This is a genomic window from Pseudoalteromonas lipolytica (genome assembly GCF_001306915.1).
In the GTDB taxonomy this organism is placed as follows: domain Bacteria; phylum Pseudomonadota; class Gammaproteobacteria; order Enterobacterales; family Alteromonadaceae; genus Pseudoalteromonas; species Pseudoalteromonas simplex.
The window spans coordinates 221,329-240,579 of the sequence record NZ_LJTC01000004.1 but is presented as its reverse complement, the minus strand read 5'-3'; the positions used below and the strand labels follow the sequence as shown (position 1 = coordinate 240,579).

The following is a 19,251-nucleotide window of genomic DNA, read 5'->3' as shown; positions in this document are numbered from 1 at the left end:
ACACGAAAATTGACTAGCTTTGAGGAATATCAAGCTCTTGACCAATAAATAAGGTATTCGATTTTAAGTTGTTGGCCGTTTTTAGCTTACTCACAGAGGTGTTGTATCTGCTTGCTAAAATACTTAACGATTCACCAGGGCGAACTTTGTGTTTAGTCGGAAACTGCGACTTTAACTTAGCAAATAGTGAGTCATCTGGTGGATTCTTCATGTAGTAATTTTTAATCGAGGTGAAAATTGCTTTAGCTAAGCGCTCCTGATGCTGCGCCGTTTTTAGCATTCGCTCTTCACGCGGATTCGAAATAAACCCTGTTTCGACCAAAATAGACGGAATATCGGGTGATTTCAATACCGCAAGGCTCGCCGCTTGCGGGCGTTTTTTATGCATTTTAGCCACTTTTCGTAATTCGCTAACCACTTCTTCTGCGACACTAAAACCTGTTTTCATCGAGTGATCCATCGACATATCTAGCAGTGCTTGTGCTAAATATTTTTCGCTTGCAGTATCTTTTAATACCCCAGCTGCACCACCTAAAAGCTCTGAGTGCTTTTCTTTATCCTCAATCCATTTACCAATTTCTGAATTAGCGCGGCGTAGTGATAGCACCCACACTGAGGCACCGTTTGGTTGTGGACTAGTAAAGGCATCCGCATGAATCGACACAAAGAAGTCAGCTTTTTTCTTACGAGCTATGCTGGTACGGGTGTTTAGATTTACAAAGTAATCACTGCGGCGCACCATACGCGAAATCATGCCTTTTTCAGCATCTATCATTCGCTCTAAGCGCTTCGCTATTTGTAGCGTAATATCTTTTTCATAAGTGCCTGATGGACCAATTGAACCGGGGTCTTCACCACCATGACCTGCATCAATGGCAATAACAATATCGCGCTCTTGATTAAGTTCGCGTTTTTTCACACTGGTATTGGTCGAAGCAACAGGTTCTGCCTTCGGTGTTTTATCAACAAGGTCAACCACTAAACGATGCTTGTAGGGATCGGTTGGTAGTAAAGCAAATACAACAGGTTTACTGGCACGGGCTAGCTCAAAGACAAAACGCACACTTTTGCTGTCTTTTGGTTTTGAGTAACGCAGTTTGGAAACAATCTGATGCTTTTTAGGAATAGCAGGCAAGCTATCTAGTTTGTCGGTATTTTTTAAATCAATGACTAAACGAGCTGGGTTTTTCAGCATGAAATAGCTGAAATCAGGCTTATCGTTTAAATCAAAGACCACTCGAGTGCTGTCAGGTGAGGGCCACACTCGTACGCTATTAATGGTATTTTGTGCAAGCGCAATCTGGCTAACAACCAATAACATCAAAGTAGTTAATAGTTTAAACGTACAACGACCCATTTTTACTAATACACCTTTATTTTTATATGTTTATTCTTGCGCGCTCGTAAGTTGCTGAACAATAGCCTTACCACGCTCGGTTAAGCTATTAATTGTAATAGCACGCGCCTCGCCTTCATAGCGTAGGGTGATATCAAGATCTGGTGTTGGAATAAATTCGCCGCCTTTTTCAGGCCATTCCACAACACAAATGGCCTGTGGTGAAAAATAGTCACGAATTCCCATATATTCAAGTTCTTCAGGATCACCTAAGCGATATAAATCAAAGTGATAGACATCAGCTTTAGCTAATTGGTAAGGCTCAACCAGTGTATAAGTTGGACTCTTAACCTTACCTTGATGACCGAAACCTTGCACGATACCACGGGTTAATGTCGTTTTACCGGCACCTAAATCACCATGTAAGTAGATGACTGCTCCTTGCTCCATTAAGGTTGCAAGTTGCTTACCCATATTAACCGTTGCTGCTTCATCAGCGAGTGGAAAACCAACACTGTCGGTCATTATTACCTCATGAAAAACTAAAAACACATTACTTTGTTAATCATACCAGAATAATTTTGTAAGGCGAGAGCCGCTCTTATGCCTAGTTTGACAAAAAAAAGCCGGCAAAGTTGCCGGCTTTTTAGCTTAAACAGAATTTTGTTTACAGACCTAGTTTCTTCTCAAGGTAGTGGATGTTTGTACCACCGTTTTGGAAGTTCTCATCTGCCAAGATTTTCTTGTGCAGTGGTGTGTTGGTCTTGATGCCATCGATCACTAATTCGTTTAACGCATTGCGTGAACGAGCAATAGCTACATCACGGTTTTCTCCGTAACAGATCAGCTTACCAATCATTGAATCGTAATGAGGTGGTACTGTGTAATCTGCGTAGATGTGGCTGTCCCAACGAATACCTAGACCGCCAGCAGGGTGGAATCGCGTGATTTTACCTGGTGATGGAATAAAGGTGTCTGGGTCTTCCGCATTAATACGGCACTCAATTGCATGACCACGAATAACCACATCTTCTTGTGTGAATGATAATGGCTGACCCGCTGCAATTTTTAGCTGTTCTTTGATTAAGTCAACGCCAGTGACCATTTCTGTTACTGGGTGCTCAACCTGAATACGGGTATTCATTTCGATGAAATAGAACTCGCCGTTTTCGTATAAGAATTCGAACGTACCTGCACCGCGATAACCGATTTCGATACATGCACGAGTACAACGGTCACCGATGAACTTACGCATTTCAGCTGTGATACCTGGCGCTGGCGCTTCTTCAACAACTTTTTGGTGACGACGTTGCATTGAACAATCACGCTCACCTAAGTGAACTGCATTGCCTTGACCGTCTGCAAGTACTTGAACTTCGATGTGACGTGGGTTTTCAAGGAATTTTTCCATGTAAACCATGCCATTACCAAAGAACTGCTTAGCTTCTTGCTGAGTAAGAGCGATTGAATCAATCAGTTCTTTTTCGCTGCGAACAACACGCATACCACGACCACCGCCGCCGCCTGCTGCTTTAATGATTACAGGGTAACCAATACGCTTAGCAATTTGAATGTTGCGCTCACTGTCTGCCGTTAATGGGCCATCAGAACCTGGTACACAAGGTACACCGGCTTTACGCATCGCTTCGATTGCAGAAACTTTGTCACCCATTAAACGAATTGTGTCGCCTTTAGGACCGATAAATACAAAGCCGCTTTGCTCAACTTGATCAGCAAAGTCTGCATTTTCAGAAAGGAAACCATAACCTGGGTGGATAGCAACTGCATCTGTTACTTCTGCCGCTGCAATAATGCGCGGAATATCTAAGTAACTTTCAGTGGCTGCTGGTTTACCAATACAAATTGTTTCGTCTGCCAGTAACACGTGCTTAAGATCACGGTCTGCCGTTGAATGCACAGCAACAGTTTTGATCCCAAGCTCTTTGCAGGCGCGCAGTACGCGAAGTGCAATTTCACCTCGGTTTGCAATGACTACTTTATCTAACATAGAGTTGGCCTTTTGTTGCGCTATTATTCAATGATGAATAAAGGTTGATCGAATTCTACTGGCTCGCCATTTTCAACTAAGATAGCTTTTACTGTGCCTGCTTTATCAGATTCGATTTGGTTCATCATCTTCATTGCTTCAACGATACATAACGTATCGCCAACATTTACTTTAGAACCTACTTCTACGTATGGTGCTGCTTCTGGAGAAGCCGCTGAGTAGAATGAACCAACCATAGGAGATTTAACTTGATGGCCAGTCGGTGCAGCTGGAGCAGCCGCTTCTGCTGCTGGAGCCTCTGCTACTGGAGCTGGTGCCGCTGCTGGCGCAGGTGCTGCAAACTGTTGTGGTGCATACTGCATTGCAGGTGCTGCAGACATATTGTTACGATTGATGCGTACTGACTCTTCACCTTCAGTGATTTCTAATTCAGCAATACCAGATTCTTCTACTAGTTCGATAAGTTTTTTGATCTTGCGAATATCCATTGAACGACCCGCCTGTTAGTTATTTAAAAATTAATGTGTGTTTTGCAACCGGCTAACAGCAGCTTCAAGTGCCACCTTATAACCCATTGCTCCTAATCCAATAATGACGCCTTGTGCAACATCCGAAAAATACGAATGATGACGGAATGCTTCTCGAGCATGCACATTACTTAAATGCACCTCGTAAAAGGGAATGTTTACACTGAGTAATGCATCCCGTAAGGCTACGCTTGTGTGCGTAAATGCAGCAGGATTGATAATTATTGCATCAACCGCTTGCCATGCATCGTGAATGCGTTCTATTAATGCAGCTTCACTGTTACTTTGGAAATGCGTTAAATCAACATTGAGACCGGCAGCAACCAGGCTAAGTTCAGCTATAATCTCATCAAGAGATTGAGTACCGTACTTTTCTGGTTCACGCTTGCCAAGCATGTTTAAATTTGGCCCATTTAGAACTAAAAGTTTGAATTTTGCAGCCATAATACGCGATATATCCTATAAGTAAGCAGTTTAACCATATTCATCATAAACCCACGCTTAACCTAAGCGTGCTGATGTAAAATAGCAACTATTTCTCACGTTAACCACCTATTATAGATATTTCGACGTAAATAGCAGCAAAATACTGGTCTAATCACTCCCCATTCGTGGTAAAGTCAAGCATAGCAAGGCACACAACAGTGTCATTCCAGCTGTTTTCCTGCTGATTAATTGAACTTCAATCAGTGAATTTGCTATTTTTCACTTAAAATAAGTATTTTTTACGATGCAGATACAAAAACGCCACTCAGATGAGTGGCGTTTTGCTATTTTCTTGCACGTTTGCGTTTATTTAGCGCTATTTCGTACTGTTGCTAAATGTTCTGCAAAGTCTTTGGCATTTAAAAAGCCTGTTACACGTTGCTCTAAAAGCTCATTACCTTGGCTATCAAAGAACAAAATGCTCGGCAACCCAAATACCGTGTATTCTTCCATTAGCTCAATTGTTTTTGCATCACTTTCGGTTAAATCGATTTGAATTAATTCAAAGTGAGCAAATTGCTCTTGTACTTTAGCGTCAGGAAACGTGTAGTGCTCAAACTCTTTACAGGCAACGCACCAGTCGGCATATAAGTCGACCATTACTAAGCGCCCTTCGCTACTTGCCTGTGCAATTTCTTCTTTTAATTCACTTAGATTAGCAACTTGTCTAAAACCATGTGTTTGTACAGCAGCTTCTCCAACCACCGCTTTACTTGGCCAGAAATAACTTTTCGTTAAACTCGCCCCAGTTACAACCAATAAGGTAGCAGTAAACCACAATGCTGTTTTTAGCTTGCCCTGTGATTGGCCACTTTGCCAATGGTGTAAATAAAGCGCTGTAGCAAGTGCTAATAAACCCGCCATTAACCAAATGATTTCAATATCAACAATACGCTCAAGCAGAATGAGTGGTACAACTAGCATAATGAAACCAAATAGGGTTTTCACTTGCTCCATCCAACCACCGGCTTTTGGTAGTAATTTACCACCAGAAGTCCCCAGCAATAATAATGGTAAGCCCATGCCTAAACTGAGCACATAAAGTGTTAAACCACCAACTAGATAGTCACCACTTTGCGCCACATAAAGTAAAGCAGCAGATAAAGGTGCTGTTGTACACGGTGAAGCAATCAAACCAGACAGTACACCCATCATAAATACGCCAACATAGTTGCCGCCTTTTTGCTGGTTACTAACCTGAGTGAGTTTATTCATCATGCCGCTAGGTAACTTGATTTCGTACCAGCCAAACATCGACATTGCCAGCAATACAAATAAGATACTAAAGCTAATTAGTACAGTAGGATGCTGTAAATACCCTTGTACTTGCCCACCTAATGATGCAACCACTAAGCCCAGTGCTGCGTAAGTAACGGCCATACCTTGTACATACACAAAAGACAGCGAGAACGCTTTTTTAGTCGACAAATTCTGCTGACCCGCAATAAGGCTCGACAAAATCGGAAACATTGGGAATACGCATGGTGTAAAGGCAAGACCAACACCCACTAAAAAGAAGATTACTAGGTTCGTTAGTAAACCTTGCGATGCCAGCTTATCGGTATATGACTGCTCACCAGCTGGTTTTGAAACTTCTTGAGAAGGGGCTGATGACGCTTCATTAGTATCGGCTGCTTGTGTTAATGCCGCTAATGCGTTCCCCGCATCTGCAGCCTGTGATACTTGCTCACCTGCAATCACAGATAAAGGAATGGTTCTAACTTCTGGCGGATAACATAACCCCGCCTCGGCACAGCCTTGAAAACGCACTTTAACAACCGCATCTTCTGTGACGTTACTGAGCTTAGAAACCACACTTAACGAATCAAAGAATACCTCAGTCTTACCAAAAAACTCATCTTCAATAATCACGCCCTTGCCAAGATCAGGAACTTCAATATCAGCGCCTTTGGCAATAATTTCGACTTTCTTTTTGTAAAGGTAATAATCAGGCGCAATATCCCAGCCAATAAATAAGGTTTTGCCTTGCTGGTCAAAATCGAAAACAAACGCCTGATCAACCGGGAGAAATGTTTGCTCCGCAGGTTGTAGTAGATTTCCAAGTAAATTGTTATTACTTGCACTTGCTGGCATAAGCCACAATGCACAAAGTAATAAAAGGAACGATCGCATTAATTAAGTACCTCATCCATCCAATTAAAATAGGCTAAATTGCCCGTAGCCACATCAACGACCTGAATTTCAGGCACCTCATAACTATGCAATTTCTTGATAGTTTGGATCACCTCATTCATTTTTTCTGACTTAGTTTTGATCAGTAACTTACTCTCAATAGCTTGAGTTACCTCGCCTTCCCACATGTAAATAGATTCAATAGTAGGCAAAATGTTCACACAAGCAGCCAGCTTTTCTTTAACTAGATGTTGTGCCAACTGACGGGCTTCAGCCTCATTTGCACAAGTCGTAAAAATAAGTCGAAAATGCGTAGTCATAAGGAACCTTTATTTGATTACGTGAGTCGCACCATAGTAGCCGATAGTAACTATAATGTGTAGCGAGCAAGGTGATCCTAGGTTCCGTCTTGAAAAATGACCTGCTCACCCCAATTTATATTTCACTGACTCGAAAGAGAATGACATTTTTTAGAGAGCGTTATGTTTAGATTTTTGTTTTTGTTATTTATTTTAGTGCCGATTGTGGAGATCGCGTTACTCATCCAAGTGAGTGAAGTGATCGGCGGCTTTGCCACCATAGCGCTTGTAATTGTGACCGCGATTGTCGGTGCGAAATTAGTGAAGCAGCAAGGTATGGGCGCGATTCAAAACGTGCAATTACAAATGGCACAAGGGCAAATGCCTGCAAAAGAATTATTTACTGGATTATGTGTGATTATCGCCGGTGTTTTATTAATGACACCAGGCATCATGACTGACTTTTTTGGCTTTTTACTACTTACGCCAGCAATCCGCAACAAACTAGCTGCAGGCCTTGCTAGTCAAGCGACCGTGCGCATGAGTTCGCAGGCAAATCAAGGCTCTGCACACTTCCAATATCATAGTAAAACAACCACTCATGAAGAACCAAACCATCAACCTACAACTATTGATGGTGAATTTGAGCGAAAAGATTAAAATTTTTTAATTTTTTTACTTGGATTTTTTTAAGCCACCCCCATTAATGAATGCAATGAAACGCAACGGGTGGCTTAGCACTCCCCTGCAATAACACAAGATTTTTTCTGTACTGTTCAGAAACTGTTAGGAGAACTAAATAAATGAACATTCGTCCTTTACATGATCGCGTCATCGTTAAGCGTCTAGAAGAAGAAACTAAGTCTGCTGGCGGTATTGTATTAACTGGCTCTGCAGCTGAAAAATCAACTCGCGGAGAAGTTATCGCTGTTGGTAATGGCCGTGTTTTAGACAACGGTGAAGTAAGAGCATTAGAAGTTAAAGCCGGTGACACTGTGCTGTTCGGCTCTTATGTTGAAAAAGCTGAAAAGATCGAAGGTCAAGAGTACCTGATCATGCGTGAAGATAACATTCTAGGCATTGTAGGCTAATCCTACTTTTCGTTTAGCAACCCGTTTACAGAATTTAAGAGGAATTTAATCATGGCAGCAAAAGAAGTACTTTTTGCAGGTGACGCACGTGGCAAAATGCTAACTGGCGTAAACATTTTAGCAAACGCAGTAAAAGTAACTTTAGGTCCTAAAGGCCGTAACGTTGTATTAGACAAATCATTCGGCGCTCCAGTGATCACTAAAGATGGTGTATCTGTTGCAAAAGAAATCGAGCTTGAAGACAAGTTCGAAAACATGGGCGCTCAAATGGTTAAAGAAGTAGCGTCTAAAGCGAATGACGCTGCAGGTGACGGTACAACAACTGCAACAGTATTAGCGCAAGCTATCGTAAACGAAGGCTTAAAAGCAGTTGCAGCGGGTATGAACCCAATGGACCTTAAGCGTGGTATCGACAAAGCAGTTACTGCAGCAGTTGAAGAGCTTAAAGCACTGTCTGTTCCATGTGCAGACACTAAAGCAATTGCACAAGTAGGTACTATTTCTGCTAACTCTGATAAAGAAATCGGTGACATTATTGCAGAAGCAATGGAAAAAGTAGGCCGTGATTCAGGCGTTATCACTGTTGAAGAAGGTCAGTCGTTAGAAAACGAACTAGACGTAGTTGAAGGTATGCAGTTTGACCGCGGTTACCTTTCTCCATATTTCATCAACAACGCTGAAAAAGGCGCTGTAGAGCTAGACAACCCATTCATTCTACTTGTAGACAAAAAAGTATCTAACATCCGTGAGCTACTACCTACATTAGAAGCTGTTGCTAAAGCTAGCAAGCCACTACTTATCATTGCTGAAGACCTTGAAGGTGAAGCACTTGCAACACTTGTTGTAAACAACATGCGCGGTATCGTTAAAGTATCTGCTGTTAAAGCACCTGGTTTTGGCGACCGTCGTAAAGCAATGCTACAAGACATCGCAGTATTAACAGGTGGTACTGTTATTTCTGAAGAAATCGGTTTAGAGCTAGAGAAAGCGACAATCGAAGACCTAGGTACAGCGAAGCGCGTTGTGATCACTAAAGATGATACAACAATCATCGACGGTGCAGGCGAAGAAGACGGCATCAATGGTCGTGTTGCACAAATCAAAGCACAAATCGAAGAAGCGACGTCTGACTACGATAAAGAGAAACTACAAGAGCGTATGGCTAAACTAGCTGGCGGTGTTGCAGTAATCAAAGTTGGCGCAGCAACTGAAATCGAAATGAAAGAGAAAAAAGACCGCGTTGAAGATGCTCTACACGCAACTCGCGCAGCGGTTGAAGAAGGTGTTGTACCAGGTGGTGGTGTTGCACTAGTTCGCGTAGCAAGCAAACTTGTTGAACTTGCTGGCGACAACGAAGACCAAAGCCACGGTATCAAAGTTGCACTACGTGCGATGGAAGCACCACTTCGTCAAATCGTAACTAACGCAGGTGACGAAGCATCTGTTGTTGTTAACTCAGTAAAAGGCGGTGAAGGTAACTACGGTTACAACGCAGCATCAGGCGAGTACAACGACATGATCGAAATGGGTATCTTAGACCCAACTAAAGTAACGCGTTCTGCACTACAGTACGCAGCTTCAATCGCGGGTCTTATGATCACAACTGAAGCAATGGTTGCTGAAATCCCGAAAGATGAGCCAGCTGCTCCAGATATGGGCGGCATGGGCGGCATGGGTGGTATGGGCGGCATGATGTAATCATCCCCAAGCACCTCGCTTAAAAAACCCAGCTTCGGCTGGGTTTTCTTTTAGCTATCAGTTTTAAGCTGTCAGCTATCACAGAAACTGACGGCTGACGGCTGACGGCTGACGGCTGACGGCTGACGGCTCAGTTAACCAACTCCCTCACTATCGCAAACAAGTCACTCGGTAACATGCCTCTTTCGCCTTCACGTTCTGCGGCAATGTCACCGGCTTTTGCATGTAAGGTTACGCCTAAGCAAGCGGCTTGCTGAGGAGTAAGCCCCTGTGCGATCAATGCCGCTATGATACCTGTTAATACATCGCCACTGCCGCCAACCGCAAGTGCAGGGTTACCGTCGGTACAAACCCATGTTTGGTTATTATCAGCAATTAAACTACCAGCACCTTTGAGTACACAAGTAGTGGTATAGCTACGTGCGAGCTGCTTTACCGCATGAAAGCGATTTTCTTCAATATCGCGAGCGCGACAATTAAGTAACCTTGCAGCCTCACCAGGGTGTGGTGTGATAACTGTATTAGCTAATGGGAATGACGAAGCATGCTGAGCCATTAGATTAAGTGCATCTGCATCAATAACCAGTGGCTTGTTATTAGTAAAGCAATACTGCATTACTGCTTCAAAGGTTGTTTCCGACCAAGTGTCTTGACCAAGCCCTGGGCCAATAGCAACACAGGTTGCCCACTCTAGGGCGCTAATCAGGTTTGTATCTGTCACCATTAGTTCTGGCCGGCCAATACTCACTGGTAGAATAGAGCTACTATGGGTATACACTTTGACCATACCCGCACCGGTGCGAAGCGCTGCCTCTGCAGTTAAACGAATAGCGCCTGCAGTGCCGGCATTACCACCAACACACAGCAATTTACCATGGCTGGTTTTATGGCTGTTGTTATCGCGCTCAGAAAGCCTCGGCTGTGTCTGATAATTGATAAGCTCTGCCGTGGGTGATGTCAGTTTTAAAAAGGCATCTTCAATACCTAAATCATTAAACTCTAATGTCCCTGCATGCGCTCTACCTTGCCCTGTCACTAAACCTTGTTTAATCCCCACAAAAGTCACAGTAAGCGCGGCTTTTATTGCGACTCCTTGTACGACACCTGTGTCGGCATGAATGCCTGAAGGTAGATCAATAGCAACTATCGGCACTTGGCTCTCGTTAGCTGCTTTAATCAAGGTTGAAAAAGGCTCGCGTACCTTGCTTTGAATTCCCGTGCCAAGCAGGCCATCAATAATGATATCTGCTTGCTCAATAGCACTGGCATCAGCGGTAATTGTCCCTCCTGCGTTGAGCCAAGCTTGCTGAGCACTGAGCGCATCACCTTTGAGCGGTTTATCAGGTATTGCTGCAATAACCGTAACCTGTTTGCCCGCTTGTTTAGCTAAACGAGCAACAACATAACCATCGCCGGCATTATTACCAACGCCCGCTAACACAACGAATGTACTTGCCTTAGGAAAATAGCTGATAGCTTGCTGATAAGTCGCCAGCCCTGCTCGCTCCATAAGCTCATATAAGGTGATACCAGAACGCTTAGCTGCGGGTCCTTCATGGTCACGCACTTGCTCTGCTAAAAATACTGACTGCGAGAGAACAACTGACATATCTATCCTTAAATTGGCCTTTTAATCAGCATATAAGCACAGATAAGTGCAGTCAATGAGGCATAAAAAAACGGCGCGTAACTTACATTACGCGCCGTTTCTTTAAAGCTTTAGTGACTTACTCAGTGTCTGGTAAGTTGCGACCGTAGAAGATTTCTTGCATCTCGCGGGTCAGCTTAGAGTAGATAACTTCTTCTTCTTCTTCAGAAAGATCTGCTGTAGAAACACCGAATAGGTAAGTATTCAAGTCAGTTTCTTTTAACATCATCTTCGTGTGGAACAAGTTCTCTTGATACACGTTCACGTCCATCATTTGGTACGCTTCTTTGGTATCTTCAGTCATGTAGTTCTGAATTGAGTTAATTGCGTGATCGATATAGTGTTTAACACCATCTACGTCACGAGTAAAACCACGTACGCGGTAGTCAATTGTTACAACATCAGACTCAAGGCTGTGAATTAAGAAGTTTAACGCTTTTAATGGCGAAATAATGCCACACGTTGATACTTCGATATCAGCACGGAACGTACAAATACCATCATCAGGGTGTGCTTCTGGGTATGTGTGAACACAGATGTGGCTCTTGTCTAAGTGCGCTACTACTGTTTCAGGAAGAGGGCCCGGCGCCTCATCAACGTCATACGTTGTTTGTTGCTCAATTGGCTCTTCAGAGATCAAGATTGTCACGCTGGCACCTTGCGGATCATAATCTTGGCGAGAAACATTTAGAATGTTTGCGCCAATAATATCCACAACTTCACCTAAAATATCGGTAAGGCGATCAGCACTGTACTGTTCGTCGATATATTCAATATATTCTTTACGCTGTTGTTCCGTCTTTGCGTAACAAATATCGTAAATACTAAAGCTTAAGCTCTTAGTTAAGTTATTAAAGCCATGAAGCTTAATTTTATCGAAGGGTTTATTCATGCTAAACCAACCTTAAAACGAGTGAAACCTGCACCAGCAGAAATAAAAGTTCGCGGATTTTATACGAATTTTCTGCTCGGAAAAAGCGTTATTTTACCTGTTCTTGCACAACTTCATGACTATGCGTAATTTCTACTGTTTTATCAAGCATTAAGGCTACAGAACAATACTTTTCAGCAGACAGTTGTACCGCTCTTGCAAGGTGCTTTTCAGAGACATTATCACCGGTAACCACAAAGTGTAGGTTAATCTTAGTAAACACGCGAGGCGCTGATTCAGCACGCTCAGCTGTTAGCTTAACTTGCACATCAGAAAATGACTGCTTGGCTTTTTTTAAAATACTAACAACATCAACAGATGAACAACAACCTGCTGACATTAAAACCATTTCCATTGGGCTTGGCGCAGCACTATCGCTACCTGCATCAAAAACTACATTATGACCTGAATTTGAAAGGCCAATAAACGTATCGCCTTCTACCCATTTTACATTCGCTTGCATGTGCTTTATCTCTTAAAGTTATTTTGCTTGATTGTAAGCAAGTCACACACAGATGCAAGGGATAAGAGGTGAGCTTTAAAGGAAAGCGAGTTGCCTAACGTTGAGCTGCTCGCTTAAAGACTAGAAATTGTGTTGTGCTTTATACATTAAGCACTTTCTACAACAGCACTATCAAATAAGTTTTTCACTAATCCAGCAAACTCATCTATAAACGCGTGCTGTTCAACGGTTACTGTATGATTGGTGACGCTGCTTAGCACTTCTTGTAAGTCATATACGATACCGTCGACTTCGCGAACAATTTGGCTGCGTTGTTCAGTACTAAGCTCAGTGTGTTGCTCGCAAAGTAACATGACATTTTCAGCTATCACATCTTCAATCAGCTCTAACACTGTTGGAGCTCCTGGTTTAATTTGACCCGGCTTCTCAAAAAGCGCTAAATTTTGAGTGAGATACATGACAAGATCATCGTACCCTTGCCTATCTAAAACCATACGACTACACACCTAATAAAAAACTATCTCTTTAGATTTAAGCAGAAAGCGCTTTTAATTGCTACCTTTGCCAAGCATCTCATACAAAAAAAGCAGCCGAAGCTGCTTTTTGTAATGATTTACGATTATTAATCAATTTTTAAGCCTGGGCTTAATGTCGCTGGCATTGCTACTTTTTCAAGTTCTACCGAAGCAACCGGATATGCACAATAGTCAGCAGCATAATATGCGCTTGCTCTGTGGTTACCTGATGCACCAATACCACCAAATGGTGCAGCACTTGATGCACCCGTGATAGGACGGTTCCAGTTTACGATACCCGCACGAATACGACGTAGGAAATGGTCGTAATCTGCTGCACTGTCGCTTAATAAGCCAGCTGATAAACCAAAGCTTGTGTCATTCGCTTTATCAATAGCAGCATCAAAATCAGTGAAACGGAATACTTTAAGCAGTGGTCCAAAGTGCTCTTCGTCTGGGAAGTTAGCGACATTTGTACACTCTAAAATACCCGGAGTTACAAAACCGGTATTTTCTTTATGTGTAAGCTCAACAAGCACTTCTGCGCCAAGCTCAACAAGCTGCTGTTGCGCTTTGACCATACCAGCTGCTGCCGCTGAAGAAATCATTGACCCGATGAAAGGTTGATCTTCTGCGTCGTAGTCACCGACTTTAATTGCTTTCGTTGCTTTAATAAGACCCGCTAGGATGGCGTCACCCTGCTCGTCTGCTGGTAAGAATAACTTACGCGCACACGTACAACGCTGACCTGTAGAGATAAACGCAGATTGAATAATATCGTGGATAGCCGCTTTAGTATCAGCAACATCAGTAACGATAAGCGGGTTATTACCACCCATTTCTAAGGCTAAGATTTTACCCGGTTGACCAGCAAACTGTTCATGTAAAATATGACCAGTGCGCGAAGAGCCCGTAAAGAATAAACCGTCAATCCCTTTATGAGATGCCAGCGCTTTACCCGTTTCTACTTCACCTTGCACAAGGTTGATAACACCTGCAGGCAGGCCAGCCTTTTGCCATAACTTTAACGTTAACTCAGCAACTGCTGGCGTTAGCTCAGACGGCTTAAATACCACGGTATTGCCTGCTAATAGTGCAGGTACAATGTGACCATTTGGTAAGTGACCAGGGAAGTTATAAGGGCCAAACACCGCTACAACACCATGAGGCTTGTGGCGGATCATCGCGCGACCTTGTGGCATTGGGTTTTCAACATCGCCTGTACGCTCTAAAAATGCTTTTTCAGAGATAGCAATTTTACCCACCATCGCACCTGCTTCAGTGCGTGTTTCCCAAAGTGGTTTACCTGTTTCTTGTGCGATAGCAATCGCTAATTCTTCGCTGTGCTCTTTCAGTGTTTCTGCGAATGTTTTTACAATCGCTAAACGCTCTGCAAATGTTTTATCAGCCCAGCTGTAAAATGCTTCACGTGCAGCAGCGACTGCGCCGTCTACTTGTTCAGCAGTGGCAGTGTTTGCTTGCCAAATTACATCATTATTTGCTGGGTTTACAGATTGAAAAGTATGACCAAGGCCTGCTTGCCATTGACCATTAATAAATTGCGCTGCATGAGTCATTAATATGTCTCCTGAATTCTATAGTTTTGCAAGTGATACTGAATCACCCGCTTCTAAGTGAAGTGCTTTTGCTAATTCACTTGAGATTGTAATGCTATCGGCATCACATGATAGGCTAACTTGAGTCACGGTTGCTCTAAAATCAGCAATTTTATCATTTGCTAACAAGACCGTAGTGTCGCCTTGGCTTTCACCTATTTCTACTTTAACCGTTTGGGCATTTCTCACTGTAGCAATGTTATCAACTTTTGCTTCAACAGTTGGGCCTGCATCAAAAATGTCTACATAACCATTGAAGGTAAAACCTTCGCTCTTTAAAAGTTCAATCGCAGGGCGTGTATTATCATGCACTTGACCAATCACAGCTTGCGCATCTTTGCTCAGTAAGTTGACGTAAATTGGATATTTAGGCATTAACTCGGCAATAAATACTTTTTGGCCAATACCCGTTAAGTAATCTGCCGTTGGAAAGTCCATCGAGAAAAAGTGCTCTTCTAGCCATTGCCAGAATGGGCTTTCGCCATTGTCATCAGAAACACCACGCATCTCAGCAATTACGGTGTCAGCAAAACGCTCTTTATGTTGATTAATAAACATAAAACGCGCTTTTGAAAGCAATTTACCGTTATTATTTTTACGGTAGCCATCTTTTAAGAATAATGTGCACAGCTCAGTTGCGCCGGTGTAATCGTTACACAGGGTTAATATATCAACGGCTTTATACACGTCTAGCGTACGAGAAGAATGAATCACTTTGCTTAGATGATAATGATAAAAAGCATCATCTAAACCAACTGCAGCTTCAATCCCCGAAGTCCCTACAACTTCACCCGTTTCGCTATCTTCAAGAACAAACAAGTAACCTTCATCACCTGGCTGTTGCGCAGCTTTTGCAAATGAGCTGACAGAATGATCAATTTTCTTTTGTAATAACTCTTCATTATTAGGCAAAGACGTAAAGCCATGGCCTGACTCATCAGCAATCTTTACTAACGCTTGGTAATCGCTTTGCTGGATTGGGCGAAGGATCATCATAAGTCCGCTTGCTCCCTTATAAATAACGGTAAATTAAGAAATGTGGGCAAGCTTAACTTGCCCTGAAATGACAGTTTCGTTTAGCCGTTAACGACTTTTGCAACTGCTTTTTCGAAACGAGCCATACCTTCGCGGATATCAGCTTCTGGAATTACAAGTGACGGAGTGAAACGAACAACATCAGCGCCAGCTACTAAAGACATAACGCCTTCTGCAGTACCAGCCACTAAAAACTCTTTTGCACGACCTTTGAATTGCTCTGTTACTACAGCACCAATTAATAGACCTTCGCCACGGATTTCAGTGAATACATTGTACTTTTCGTTAATCGCAGTTAGTAACTCACGGAATAACGCTGACTTTTCTTTAACGCCGTTAAGTACTTCTGGTGTATTTACTGTGTCGAATGCAGCTTCAGCTACTGCACACGCAAGTGGGTTACCACCGTAAGTAGAACCATGAGTACCCACTTTTAAGTGCTTAGCAATATCAGTTGTGGTGATCATCGCACCGATAGGGAAACCACCACCTAATGCTTTTGCAGTCGTTAAGATATCTGGAGTTACATTTAGACCTTGATAAGCATAAAGCTCACCCGTACGGCCAACACCGGTTTGTACTTCATCAAAGATTAGTAGTGCATTGTGTTTAGTACACAGTTCACGAACACCCTCAACAAACTCAGCAGTTGGCGAAATAATGCCACCTTCACCTTGTAGAGGTTCCATCATTACCGCACAAGTATTGTCTGAGATAAGCGCTTCAAATGCCGCTAAATCGTTGTAGTCACAGTGAACGATATCACCAGGTTTTGGACCAAAACCATCAGAGTATGCAGCTTGACCGCCTACTGTTACAGTGAAGAAAGTACGGCCGTGGAAACCTTTGTTGAATGAGATAATTTGTGACTTTTGCTCACCAAAGTTATCAAGTGCAAAACGGCGTGCAAGTTTAAGTGCCGCTTCATTTGCCTCTGCACCTGAATTAGCAAAATATACTTTTTCAGCGAACGTTGCATCAGTTAGCTTTTTAGCTAAGCGAAGCGCTGGCTCATTAGTCATTACATTTGATAAGTGCCAAATCTTTTCGCCTTGCTCTTTTAATGCACTTACAAGAGCTGGGTGACAATGGCCAAGACAGTTAACAGCAATACCACCCGCAAAATCGATAAATTCACGACCTTCTTGGTCCCATACGCGAGAACCTTCGCCTCGAACTGGAATAACACTTGATGGTGCATAGTTTGGAACCATTACTTGATCAAATAATTCGCGATTGACTGTCATTTTATATCCTCATAATTGTAAGCACACACAGAGTTTGGTGGCGCTTTAAAGCAAAACTAAGCCATTTTACTTAGCCGATTGAGCTTAGCGCAAAATCACCAAAATTACTCTTTGGTTCAATTTTCATTCATCCATTATTTCAGAAAATTTTCGTTATGTCTCTTAGAAAACTTTCATGCAGGCCTTGAAAACAAAGGGCTTGAGATATTTTTTCATGGATAGTGAATAACTATTTGAAGGCCTTTTTTTGCTCGAAATACTACAAAAAGGCGTAAGGCTAGTGAGCCAAGCACTGGCTAATGACAAAAACTTTGTCGCTGTGGATTGATAAACAATGAATGAATAGTCGCAAAAAAATTAACAATTTTTTTAATTAATTTGGATATGAAAGTGATCAAAATTGCATTTAGCTAACTGTTCAAGCTCTTCCTTAGTGAAATCGAAGTGTGCAAACCAACGCTCAGTTTCGTCACTTTCGACCAATTGATGCTCATTTAAACTTAAAAACTGAGCGTAACAACGTGCTTTTAAAATCACCTTGGTAAGTGGCAAATATTCATCGTTTTTAGCTAATGGAGTCGTTAACTGGTGCATCACCGCATTAAATGGTAAATACCTAAAGGCCATTTGTTCAATTACTGTTGCGGTTACTTTTAATGACAACTTGCTAAGCAAACTACTTAAAAACAAAGGATCAGGCTTGAGCTCTAATAATGCGGTATGCAAGTCTTTCTTTTGTTCATCACGCGCCATAGTTACTTTACGCTGCCAAACTCGCTCAAAAGTGCGTAAATACAAACGTACTAAGGCAATCTTCCCAACATCAAGCAGCATTCCAAGCGTAAATGCATGTTCTTCATTTACGCCATTTAGCTTTGCTATTTCTTGCGCTGCAATGGCACACGCCATTGAATTATCTCTTAGTCGACGCTTTAAAAGCGGGAATGGCTCAGTACTATGAGGCATCCAGTGGCGTACAGCAAATGTCGGCACGACAAACTTCAAGTTATCTAAACCAATGTAACGAAGTGCTAAAAGCGGGTTATCAACTTTAACGGAAGTATGTTTGTTACGTTGTTGACGGTAAAAAGGCAAGTTCACAAACGCGACTAGCTCGCGCCCCAGCCAGCTTAAATCTTTAACCAAAGGCTCAAGTCGACCCACTGAAGCTGAACGTACAGCTAAAATATCTAAAATAGCAGGTACACTGTCTTGAATCCCAATCGTTTCGTGAATTACAGTATCAATATCTTCAAGCTGCTTATTCATCGCTGTTTCAATTACTTGATGTAACTGCTTACTCGCTTGAGCACGATATTTATGATGCGCCGTACTTACCTTCTGACGTTTTTTTTCAGCAGCAACTTCTACTTCTAATAAAGTACGTTGCTCCATTGACTCGCCATAATCGATTTCTAAGGTATGAATAAAGCCAATTTGGCGCTGCGCAAAACTATGACCAAGCAAAAGATCGTGCGCGCGCTCATTAAGCACCATCGCAGTCCTTTGTTGTCGGGTTTCTTCAGTCATTTGCACAGGCGTATTGTCGGTCATATTTGTTAATTCACTAGCCTAAGATTAGAAGCGAGTTAAAAAGTTAGCAAGTAATTCAAGCCCTTGTTGGGTCAAAATTGCTTCGGGGTGAAATTGCACGCCTTCAAGTGCTAAATCATTATGCATGATCCCCATAATTTCATCAAAATCAGAATTTTGTTCTGTCCATGCAGTAATAGTGAAGTCACTAGGCAGGCTTTGTTTATCCACCACTAAAGAATGGTAGCGGCATACCGTCAGCGGATTTGCCAAACCATTAAACACACCTTGATTGGTATGCTTAACTAACGAGGTTTTACCATGCATCACTTGCTTTGCACGAATAACATCAGCACCTAGAGCCTGAGCAATAGTTTGGTGACCTAAGCAAATACCAAGAATTGGCAACTGGCCTTTTAGTTGTTCAACCACTTGCAAAGAAATACCCGCTTCGTTTGGTGAACATGGCCCAGGCGATAGTACGATGTGCTCTGGGTTAAGTTGTTTAATCTCAGCTATGCTGATCTCATCGTTTCGTTTAACTAATACATCTTGGTCTAAGCGCTGAAAATATTGCACTAGGTTGTATGTAAACGAATCATAATTGTCGATCATTAACAGCATTGCGTGTAACCCAAAATTACTCAGTCAAAATAATGAAGGCGCATTTTACCCCAAGCGTTCA

Annotated in this window: 19 protein-coding genes; 3 read left to right on the top strand and 16 right to left on the bottom strand. The window is 42.4% G+C overall.

Going from position 1 to position 19,251, the window contains the following annotated elements; genetic code table 11:
• Window positions 1–13: 13 nt before the first annotated feature.
• The 7 genes from AOG27_RS07695 to cutA all read right to left on the bottom strand — a co-directional run bounded on the left by AOG27_RS07695 (window position 14) and on the right by cutA (window position 6,810).
• On the bottom strand, window positions 14–1,321 hold the full coding sequence (locus AOG27_RS07695; protein ID WP_235523684.1) for an N-acetylmuramoyl-L-alanine amidase: 1,308 nt from the start codon (window positions 1,319–1,321) through the stop codon (window positions 14–16).
• Between the two features lie 66 nt (window positions 1,322–1,387).
• The gene (gene tsaE / locus AOG27_RS07690) at window positions 1,388–1,861 is read right to left on the bottom strand and encodes a tRNA (adenosine(37)-N6)-threonylcarbamoyltransferase complex ATPase subunit type 1 TsaE (RefSeq protein ID WP_054552431.1); all 474 of its coding nucleotides are present in this window, start codon (window positions 1,859–1,861) and stop codon (window positions 1,388–1,390) included.
• A gap of 142 nt (window positions 1,862–2,003) precedes the next feature.
• A complete protein-coding gene (gene accC, locus AOG27_RS07685; RefSeq protein ID WP_054552430.1) occupies window positions 2,004–3,344 on the bottom strand; it encodes an acetyl-CoA carboxylase biotin carboxylase subunit in 1,341 nt (446 codons plus the stop codon).
• 23 nt (window positions 3,345–3,367) lie between these two features.
• A complete protein-coding gene (accB, locus tag AOG27_RS07680; RefSeq protein ID WP_054552429.1) occupies window positions 3,368–3,832 on the bottom strand; it encodes an acetyl-CoA carboxylase biotin carboxyl carrier protein in 465 nt (154 codons plus the stop codon).
• Between the two features lie 30 nt (window positions 3,833–3,862).
• Window positions 3,863–4,315, bottom strand: a complete 453-nt coding sequence (aroQ, locus tag AOG27_RS07675; RefSeq protein WP_054552428.1) for a type II 3-dehydroquinate dehydratase — start codon at window positions 4,313–4,315, stop codon at window positions 3,863–3,865.
• Between the two features lie 348 nt (window positions 4,316–4,663).
• Window positions 4,664–6,490, bottom strand: coding sequence for a protein-disulfide reductase DsbD (locus AOG27_RS07670; protein ID WP_054552427.1), 1,827 nt, complete (start codon window positions 6,488–6,490; stop codon window positions 4,664–4,666).
• Window positions 6,490–6,810, bottom strand: a complete 321-nt coding sequence (cutA, locus tag AOG27_RS07665) for a divalent-cation tolerance protein CutA (RefSeq protein ID WP_054552426.1) — start codon at window positions 6,808–6,810, stop codon at window positions 6,490–6,492. The genes AOG27_RS07670 and cutA overlap by 1 nt, the downstream gene beginning before the upstream one ends.
• 162 nt (window positions 6,811–6,972) lie before the next feature.
• Between cutA and AOG27_RS07660 the strand changes: the two genes are divergently transcribed.
• The 3 genes from AOG27_RS07660 (at window position 6,973) to groL (ending at window position 9,578) form a co-directional block, all read left to right on the top strand.
• A complete protein-coding gene (locus tag AOG27_RS07660) occupies window positions 6,973–7,449 on the top strand; it encodes an FxsA family protein (RefSeq protein ID WP_054552425.1) in 477 nt (158 codons plus the stop codon).
• Window positions 7,450–7,592: 143 nt separating this feature from the next.
• The gene (locus tag AOG27_RS07655; RefSeq protein WP_036973362.1) at window positions 7,593–7,880 is read left to right on the top strand and encodes a co-chaperone GroES; all 288 of its coding nucleotides are present in this window, start codon (window positions 7,593–7,595) and stop codon (window positions 7,878–7,880) included.
• Window positions 7,881–7,931: 51 nt separating this feature from the next.
• Window positions 7,932–9,578 carry a chaperonin GroEL gene (groL, locus tag AOG27_RS07650; RefSeq protein ID WP_054552424.1) on the top strand — a complete coding sequence of 549 codons (1,647 nt, stop codon included), beginning with the start codon at window positions 7,932–7,934 and terminating at the stop codon, window positions 9,576–9,578.
• 130 nt (window positions 9,579–9,708) lie between these two features.
• On the opposite strand, the gene AOG27_RS07645 is transcribed toward groL, so the two are convergent.
• From AOG27_RS07645 to AOG27_RS07605, 9 genes are all read right to left on the bottom strand, one after another.
• Window positions 9,709–11,187: a bifunctional ADP-dependent NAD(P)H-hydrate dehydratase/NAD(P)H-hydrate epimerase gene (locus tag AOG27_RS07645; RefSeq protein WP_054552423.1), complete on the bottom strand. Its 1,479-nt coding sequence runs from the start codon at window positions 11,185–11,187 to the stop codon at window positions 9,709–9,711.
• Between the two features lie 118 nt (window positions 11,188–11,305).
• Window positions 11,306–12,118 carry an adenosylmethionine decarboxylase gene (gene speD, locus AOG27_RS07640; RefSeq protein ID WP_054552422.1) on the bottom strand — a complete coding sequence of 271 codons (813 nt, stop codon included), beginning with the start codon at window positions 12,116–12,118 and terminating at the stop codon, window positions 11,306–11,308.
• An 88-nt stretch (window positions 12,119–12,206) separates the two neighbouring features.
• Window positions 12,207–12,620, bottom strand: coding sequence for an OsmC family protein (locus tag AOG27_RS07635; protein WP_054552421.1), 414 nt, complete (start codon window positions 12,618–12,620; stop codon window positions 12,207–12,209).
• 146 nt (window positions 12,621–12,766) lie between these two features.
• Window positions 12,767–13,114, bottom strand: coding sequence for a DUF3802 family protein (locus AOG27_RS07630; protein ID WP_054552420.1), 348 nt, complete (start codon window positions 13,112–13,114; stop codon window positions 12,767–12,769).
• Window positions 13,115–13,242: 128 nt separating this feature from the next.
• Window positions 13,243–14,712: a succinylglutamate-semialdehyde dehydrogenase gene (astD, locus tag AOG27_RS07625; RefSeq protein ID WP_054552419.1), complete on the bottom strand. Its 1,470-nt coding sequence runs from the start codon at window positions 14,710–14,712 to the stop codon at window positions 13,243–13,245.
• Between the two features lie 18 nt (window positions 14,713–14,730).
• Window positions 14,731–15,747: an arginine N-succinyltransferase gene (gene astA / locus AOG27_RS07620; protein WP_054552418.1), complete on the bottom strand. Its 1,017-nt coding sequence runs from the start codon at window positions 15,745–15,747 to the stop codon at window positions 14,731–14,733.
• Window positions 15,748–15,827: 80 nt separating this feature from the next.
• Window positions 15,828–17,033, bottom strand: coding sequence for an aspartate aminotransferase family protein (locus AOG27_RS07615; RefSeq protein ID WP_054552417.1), 1,206 nt, complete (start codon window positions 17,031–17,033; stop codon window positions 15,828–15,830).
• A gap of 369 nt (window positions 17,034–17,402) precedes the next feature.
• On the bottom strand, window positions 17,403–18,563 hold the full coding sequence (locus tag AOG27_RS07610) for an HDOD domain-containing protein (protein ID WP_054552555.1): 1,161 nt from the start codon (window positions 18,561–18,563) through the stop codon (window positions 17,403–17,405).
• A 48-nt stretch (window positions 18,564–18,611) separates the two neighbouring features.
• Window positions 18,612–19,190 carry an anthranilate synthase component II gene (locus AOG27_RS07605; protein ID WP_054552416.1) on the bottom strand — a complete coding sequence of 193 codons (579 nt, stop codon included), beginning with the start codon at window positions 19,188–19,190 and terminating at the stop codon, window positions 18,612–18,614.
• Between the last annotated feature and the right edge of the window lie 61 nt (window positions 19,191–19,251).